General features: G+C 51.9%; 4 protein-coding genes and 1 pseudogene. 2 read left to right on the top strand and 3 right to left on the bottom strand.

Features of this window, described 5'->3' with window-relative positions:
• From PHF27_RS04810 to speD, 3 genes and pseudogenes are all read right to left on the bottom strand, one after another.
• Window positions 1-543 (bottom strand): annotated as a pseudogene (locus tag PHF27_RS04810) (sodium-dependent transporter); the annotation flags it as partial.
• Between the two features lie 230 nt (window positions 544-773).
• Window positions 774-4562: a phosphoribosylformylglycinamidine synthase gene (locus PHF27_RS04815; protein WP_300066792.1), complete on the bottom strand. Its 3789-nt coding sequence runs from the start codon at window positions 4560-4562 to the stop codon at window positions 774-776.
• Window positions 4563-4688: 126 nt separating this feature from the next.
• Window positions 4689-5465: an adenosylmethionine decarboxylase gene (speD, locus tag PHF27_RS04820; RefSeq protein ID WP_018702594.1), complete on the bottom strand. Its 777-nt coding sequence runs from the start codon at window positions 5463-5465 to the stop codon at window positions 4689-4691.
• A 175-nt stretch (window positions 5466-5640) separates the two neighbouring features.
• Here speD and PHF27_RS04825 point away from each other — a divergent pair, with 175 nt between their 5' ends.
• Window positions 5641-6738, top strand: coding sequence for an HD-GYP domain-containing protein (locus PHF27_RS04825; RefSeq protein WP_300066797.1), 1098 nt, complete (start codon window positions 5641-5643; stop codon window positions 6736-6738).
• A 22-nt stretch (window positions 6739-6760) separates the two neighbouring features.
• Window positions 6761-8107, top strand: a complete 1347-nt coding sequence (locus PHF27_RS04830) for a deoxyribodipyrimidine photo-lyase (RefSeq protein ID WP_300066800.1) — start codon at window positions 6761-6763, stop codon at window positions 8105-8107.
• The last annotated feature ends 98 nt before the right edge of the window (window positions 8108-8205 follow it).

Genomic DNA, 8205 nt, shown 5'->3' on the forward strand with positions numbered 1-8205 from the left:
AACAAATAATAACGGCATCAAGGTCTTGGTCATACGTTCAATCCCTTTTTGCACACCGAAAGCAATAATGCTGGAAACAACCACCAATACAATAAACTGCCACAAAACCGGCGATAAAGGACCGACTACGACGGCGCCAAATTCAGCCTTGGCCGCCTCCATGGTTATGCCCACAAAATCACCTTGAATTGCCTTGAACAAATAGTAGTATACCCAACCAGCTACGCAACTGTAAAAAAACATAATCAAATACGCTGACGCTACGCCCATGGTCCCCACATGTTTCCAAGGCGTGCCTGGACTCAGCATGCTCATCGCCCCTACAGGATTTTTACGCGTTTTGCGCCCCACGTAAAACTCCGTCCACATTACCGGCAAGCCGATAAAGGCCACGCACAGCAAATACACCGCCAAGAACGCACCGCCGCCATATTCTCCCACCAAATAAGGGAATTTCCAGATATTCCCTAAGCCGACAGCCGATCCAAGGGTCGCAAAAAAGACGGCTAAGCCGGAAGAAAAGGTTTCTCTTTGTCCGTTCATTTACCTCACTTCCTTCCTTAAATTTAATGGCTCTTTTTTGTGGTTACACTGCCTGCACCTTACTTGTATTATCATATATTATCGGAATAATCGCAAACATTCTCTTTCACAAGGCGCACCTAGCAGCAATACTAAAAAAAATTGGACAAGACCGTCTGGCGCGTACGCCAAACAGCCTTGTCCATCCTAGCAAAGGTTGCCTATGTTGTCAATTTACAACATTACACTTCCTATTTTGCAAAATAGGCTACACCGGCTTCAAAAATATGCTGATCCTTCGCCCCAGGCACATTGGTAAATACATTCTCCCCAATTCGCTCGGAATGGCCCATTTTCCCCAACACCCGGCCATCCGGACTTGTAATGCCTTCAATTGCATCTAAAGAGCCATTCGGATTATGCGGCAGCTCATGCGTAGGCTGGCCCGCCAAATCCACGTACTGTGTCGCCACTTGTCCAGCGGCGTGCAGCGTCTTCAGCCACTGCGGCGAGGCGTAAAAACGTCCTTCGCCGTGAGACATCGCCACTACATGCTCGTCGCCACTTTCCGTCAGCGCCAACCAGGGCGAACGATTATTAGTGACACGCGTGCGAGCCAAACAAGAAATATGCCGTCCCAAAGAGTTAAAGGTCAAAGTAGGGCAAGAAGCATCTAAAGGCCGAATTTCGCCAAAAGGCAGCAGCCCCAGTTTGATTAGCGCCTGGAAGCCGTTGCAAATCCCCAGCACCAAGCCATCCCGTTGCTGCAACAGTTCGGTCACGCCTTCGCTCAGAGCCGGATTGCGCAGCATCGTCGCAATAAACTTACCGGAACCGTCCGGTTCGTCGCCAGCGCTGAAGCCGCCGGGAAGCATCAAAATATTGGCCTGCTTTAAGGCCGCCGCAAAAGCTTGCACCGATTCTTCCACCGCCGCCGGCGTCAGATTACGAATCACCAGCGTTTGCGCCACAGCCCCCGCTTTTTCAAACGCTCTGGCAGTGTCGTATTCACAATTGCTTCCCGGAAAAACAGGAATAAGCACGCGGGGCTTTGCCAAACGCAGCGAACTGCGCCGCCGCTCTTTCGCAGCCCCTAGACTGCCCGCAGGCGTTCCAGCTGGAACGGACGCCTTCGTAGGAAATACCTTTTCTAGCGGCGCTTCCCAAGCAGCCTGCGCCTGCGCAAGACGCAGACTCCGTCCTTGCAGCTCAAATTCCGGTTCTGCCGTTACCGTTCCCAGTTCTACCACGCGGCAGTCGGCAAGGGCCTCCGCCACATCCAGATCAGCCGCCACTTCGAGGAGCAAGCTGCCGTATTCCGGCGCAAATAAACCTGTCGGCTCCACTTCAGCGCCAAAACGCACTCCCAAGGCATTGCCAAAGCTCATGCGGCTGACCGCAGCGGCAATGCCTCCATAACGCACCGTCGAAGCCGCTTTAACAAGACCCTTGGCTGTCAATTCGCCTACGCGGTCATACATGGCGGCCATACCTGCAAAATCAGGGATTTCTTCAGCGTCCCGCGCTACAGGGAGCCATAACAATTTACTGCCAGCTTCCTTAAACTCCGGCGACACAACCTGCGACGCATGAGCCAGAGATACCGCAAAGGAAATTAAAGTCGGCGGTACATCCAATTCTTGGAAAGAACCAGACATGCTGTCTTTGCCGCCGATAGCCGGCAGCCCCAATTGCACCTGCGCTTCAAAAGCGCCCAATAGCGCCGCCAAAGGCTTGCCCCAACGCTGCGGGTCCGTCCCTAAGCGTTCAAAATACTCCTGGAAGGACAAGCGAATGCGCCGCCACTCACCGCCCATGGCCACTACTTTCGCCACAGACTCCACCACCGCATACAGAGCGCCATGGAAAGGACTCCAGCTGCCGATCGCTGGATGGTAACCAAAGGTCATCACCGTGGCTGTTGTCGTTTCCCCCTGCAATACCGGCAGCTTAGCCGCCATGCCTTCGGCAGGAGTCAACTGGTGCTTGCCTCCTAAAGGCATCAGCACGCTTGCTGCGCCAATAGTGCTGTCAAAACGCTCCACAAGCCCCTTCTGACTGCATACATTCAGCTCGCCCAGCAAATTCAGCCAGGCCTCGCGCCAATCGACCACCGCCGCAGTTCCAAAGAAAGAAACATCCGACGGCTCAGCCACAAAGGCCTTGGTTGACTGCTTGACTCCAGCGGTATCCAAGAAATCCCGGCTCAAAGAAACAATTGCTTTGTCGCGCCACAACATAGTCAAACGCCGGTCATCGGTAACCGTAGCCACCACGGTAGCTTCTAAATTTTCCTCATCCGCATGACGCTGGAAGGCTGCGGCATTTTCTGCAGCGACAACAACCGCCATACGCTCCTGGGATTCCGAGATGGCCAGTTCTGTGCCATCAAGGCCTTCATATTTTTTGGGCACCCGGTCAAGCTCAATACGCACGCCGTCGGTAAGCTCGCCCACCGCAACAGAAACGCCGCCAGCGCCAAAATCATTGCACCGTTTGATCATCCGGCTTACTTCGCTGCGACGGAACAAACGCTGAATTTTACGTTCTGTCGGCGGATTTCCTTTTTGCACTTCTGCACCGCAAGTAGCCAAAGACTCTTCGGTATGCGCCTTAGAAGAACCGGTAGCGCCGCCGCAGCCGTCGCGGCCAGTTCGCCCGCCTACGAGAATCACTACATCTCCTGGCTGCGGCTGCTCACGAACAACGTTTTCCTTGGGCGCCGCCGCCATCACCGCGCCAACTTCCATGCGTTTAGCCACAAAGCCTTCGTCATAGAATTCGGCCACCTGACCAGTAGCCAGACCAATCTGGTTGCCGTAAGAGCTGTAGCCTGAAGCCGCGCCTGTAGTAATCTTGCGCTGCGACAGTTTCCCAGGCAGTGTATCCGCCAAGGAACACCGCGGATCGCCGCTGCCGGTTACCCGCATGGCTTGATATACATAGGAACGACCGGAAAGAGGATCGCGAATAGCCCCGCCCAGACAAGTAGCGGCGCCGCCAAAAGGCTCAATTTCCGTCGGATGATTGTGAGTTTCATTTTTAAACATCACAAGCCATTCTTCGGGTTTGCCGTCTACTTCGGCTTCCACCACAACGCTGCAGGCATTGATCTCCTCAGACGCATCCAGATCATCCAACAAGCCCCGCAGACGCAGTTCCTTCATGCCCAGCACCGCCACATCCATCAAGCAGATATCGCGATCTTTCTCCTTGGCGCCGTAAACCTTGCGCCGCGTAGCCAAATACTCATCATAAACGGCTGCAATCCGTTTACCATAACGACCTTCGCCGAAGCGAACCTCTTCCAGGCAAGTATGAAACGTCGTATGACGACAATGATCTGACCAATACGTATCCAGTACGCGAATTTCCGTCAGCGTAGGTTCTCGTTTTTCCTGGGTTTGAAAGTATTCTTGGCAAAAACGCAAATCCGCCGCGCTCATAGCCAGACCTAATTCAGCATGCAAAGCTCCTACTGCCGCCTCATCCAACGCCAAAAAGCCGGTCATCACCGCCACATCGCCCGGCTGCACCAGCTCTTCTTCCAAGGTAGACGGTTTTTCCAGAGCCGCTTCACGCGCTTCAACAGGATTGATGCAGTACGCCTTGATGCGCTCTAATTCTTCCGCCGTTACAGCGCCGCCCAAGGCCAGCACCTTGGCCGTCCGAATTTGAGGCCGCTCGCCTGCCGACAAAAGCTGTAAACACTGCGCCGCGGAATCAGCGCGTTGATCATATTGACCAGGCAAATACTCCATGGCGAAAAAGATGGTTTCCGGCCACACCGGCAAGACCTCTTCATAAACATCATCCACCATAGGTTCAGCAAACACCAGAGATTTCGCCTGTTCCCATTCCTTCTCACCCAACCCGGCCACATCGTACCGATTGAGTACGCGCACGCTGCGCAAGGAAGACAACCCGAGATTTTCACGCAAATCCGCTAAAATGCCTGCTGCCTCCACCGCATGGTCCGCCCGTTTTTCAACGAAAATTCTTTTTACTGCCGACACGCAAACGCCTCCTAAACCGAACATTATAGTACTCTTTATTAAGAAAAAAAGCCAACTTTACCCTTGTTGCACCGCCAGTTTATCATGAATGTTCAGGCCTTGCAAGAGAGATACGTTCGCTTTATTCCGTGCTTTTTCGTGAAAATAGCGTTAAACTTTCGGTATTCTCCGTCCAGAAAAAATTTCCGCCATTTCTTTTTTTACGCGTTGTTTGATTTTTTTCTTTTCCCCAGGCAACAGTTCGTTTTTATCCGTCCCGAACAGGTACGTATCCAGATCAAAGTCCTTCAGCAGCATCTTCGTGTGAAAAATATTCTCTTGATAGACATTCACATCAATCATCTGATACAAATTACGAATTTCCGGGTCAATGTAATTTTGAATGGAATTAATTTTATGATCAATAAAGTATTTTTTCCCTTTAATATCCCTTGTAAAGCCGCGCACCCGGTAATCCATAATGGCAATATCCGAACAAAAGCTGCGCAGCAAAAAGTTCAAGGCCTTCAGCGGCGAAATATGGCCGCAAGTCGATACGTCAATATCGGCGCGAAACGTACTAATCCCTTTGTCCGGATGGCTTTCCGGATACGTATGCACCGTAATGTGGCTTTTATCCAAATGCGCCAAGACGGTCTCCGGTTGAATCTCCATATGTTCTTCCGCAATCAGCATAGTCACGCTGGCGCCTTGCGGGTCATAATCCTGTTTAGCAACATTCAGGACATTGGCGCCAATCATGCGCGCTACTTCTTCTAAAATGCTTGTCAGCCGTTCTGCGCTGTACTCTTCATCAATATAGGCAATATAATCCCGCATGTGCTGCGGCGTCTTAGCGTAACAAATATCATATACATTAAAGCTCAACGTTTTTGTCAAGTTATTAAAACCATACAACTTAAGCTTTTTCAGACTTTTTATCTCCATTTGCGCTCTCCTTCTTCGGGTCATCCCCTGCGAAACCTTAGTTCTCTTTCATTGTAACGAGATCTGAACAAATACTCAATATCATGCCAGCATTTTCTGAAGGAGCCGCTGCCCTTTATGACGAATAGTACCGTTATTGACTCGTTATACTGCCCGCAAGAAAGAGGAGACCTATATGCAAAAGCTTCCGATTACCGACCTTAAAGCCGGCATGTTGACAGCCCGCTCTATTTTGGGCACCGATGGCCGCCTGCTGCTGGCACAGGATACAGTACTGACAACCGCTTATATTGAACGCATGAACGAATTGGGAATTGCAGCCATTTACGTGCAAAATCCCTATTTAAAAGATATCAAAGTGCCTGAACTGGTCCGCGATGAAACACGCTATGTCGCCATGCAGGCAGTGAAAGAATGTTTCGCCACCTTGAGAGACCGCCAGGTTTTTTCCGCGTACGCCGTCATCGCCGCTGCTGATCAATTGGTTGAAGAAATTGTGGCAAACGGCAATGTACTTGTGCACCTTACCGATATCCGCGTACATGACGATTACACCTTCGCCCACAGTGTCAATGTCGCCATCTTATCCGCCCTTACCCTACTGCACATGGGGTATAAGGAAAAGGACCTGCGCATCGCAACCTTGGGCGCGCTGCTTCACGACGTGGGAAAAATGCATATTCCCTTAGAAATTTTAGTAAAGCCAGGCGGCCTTACCACAGCAGAGATGGATATTATGCGTCAGCACGCTGAGCTTGGTTTTGATATTTTGCGGCATGGTGAAAAAATCCCCCTCTTATCCGCCCATGTCGCCTTGCAGCATCATGAAAAAAACGACGGCTCCGGCTATCCGCGCGGCTTAATCGGTGACAGCATTCATCCTTTCGCCCAGGTCACCAGCATTGCCGATGTCTATGACGCAGTCACAAGCGACCGTCCTTATCGCTTAGGCATGGCCCCTGACCACGCATATGACCTGCTGCAGGCCTTGTCGGGCAGCCATTTTTCACCGCAAGCTTTAACAGAGTTTTTCGCTCATTTGGCCACCTACCCCATCGGCTCCTTTGTCTGCCTGAACACAGGCGCTTTCGGCATTGTGGTGGACGTCCCCTCCAAGCTTCCCTGCCGTCCCTTGCTTCAGTTGGTTACCGACGAAACCGGTCTGCCTTTAAGTGACCATGTGACATTAGACTTAACGGAAAATTTGACTGCCAAAATTATTCGGTTGCTTACGCCAAAGGAAATTTCCGCACTCCCCCTTTGCCAAGCCTAAGCATCCAAGGAGGCTAGCGTCCATGCAAGAAAGAATACGCCTGTTGCGCAATACCTTGCCTGATTCCGGGCCTGTTGTTTATTGGATGAGTCGCGAACAGCGCTGTCGTGATAACGCCGCTCTAGTGCATGCCGCCGCGCTTGCTTCGTCGCTGCAGCGTTCTTTAGTAGTCGTCTTTTGCTTGAGCCCTTCTTTTTTAGCAGCTTCCTGGCGTCATTACGAGTTCATGCTTCAAGGTCTAGAGGAAACCGAACAAGAGCTGGCAGCCTTAGGCATTTCTTTTCAGCTGTTGCCAGACGCTGCTCCAAAAACCTTGCCGCCTTTTCTAAGCCAACAGAAGGCGGCTTTTCTAGTTTGCGATCTAGATCCCCTTCGCCTAAAGCGGCTATGGCTAAAGGAGCTCTTAGCACAAACAAGCCTGTCTGTGGCAGAAGTAGACGGTCACAACATCGTGCCTCTTTGGCTGGCCTCAGGCAAGCGCGAATACGCAGCCTACACGCTGCGCCCCAAAATCCACCGTCTTTTACCTCACTTCTTAACCGCCCCTGCAAGCATCGCGGTCCAAGGACCTCCACTTGCACCGCGCATTCCTTGGGAAAAATGGCGAACCATCGGCATGCAGCACAGCGGCCCTCCGCCAGTAACCTGGCTAAAGCCGGGCAGCAACGCCGCCTTGCGGAGACTGGACTATTTTCTTGAACATACCCTGTCCGGTTATGCGTGGAGACGAAACGATCCAAATCAGCCCGGTCAATCCCAGCTTTCCCCTTATTTGCATTTTGGTCAGCTTTCCCCGCAGCGCGTCGCCTGGGAAGTGAGGCGGTTGTTCCCCTCGGGCAGCCCAGACAGCGACGCATTTCTAGAAGAGCTTATTGTGCGCCGCGAGCTGGCGGACAACTATTGCTTCTATACGCCGGACTATGATCAAACAACCGCCTTTCCTTCTTGGGCGCAAGCAACCTTAGTAGAACACCTCAGCGACCCCAGGCCGGCATCCTATCTTTTTGCGCAACTGGAAACCGCCGCCACCGCAGATCCGCTTTGGAATGCCGCTCAGAACGAACTGGTGCAAACCGGGAAAATGCACGGCTATCTGCGCATGTATTGGGCCAAAAAAATACTAGAATGGTCTTCGCAGCCCCAAGAAGCCCTGGAGGCAGCCATTCTCCTTAATGATCGTTATTCCTTAGACGGCCGCGATCCTAACGGCTATGCCGGAATTGCTTGGAGCATCGGCGGCGTCCATGACCGCCCTTGGCCCAGCCGCCCTGTTTTCGGCAAAGTCCGCTCGATGACCTTCGGCGGCGCTAAAAAGAAATTCGACACTGCCAAATACATCGCCGCTCATGCGCCGGATAACCAAAAATAGAGAAACAGAATTGAACAAGAGAACCGGAGAAATGGAGGGTACGCAGGAGGGTTACGGAGTACGAGTTTTTTAACAGGAGTACAGGGAGTAGAGGGAGG

Origin of the sequence: Anaeromusa sp. (assembly GCF_028691475.1) — a bacterium.
Lineage (GTDB): Bacteria > Bacillota > Negativicutes > Anaeromusales > Anaeromusaceae > Anaeromusa.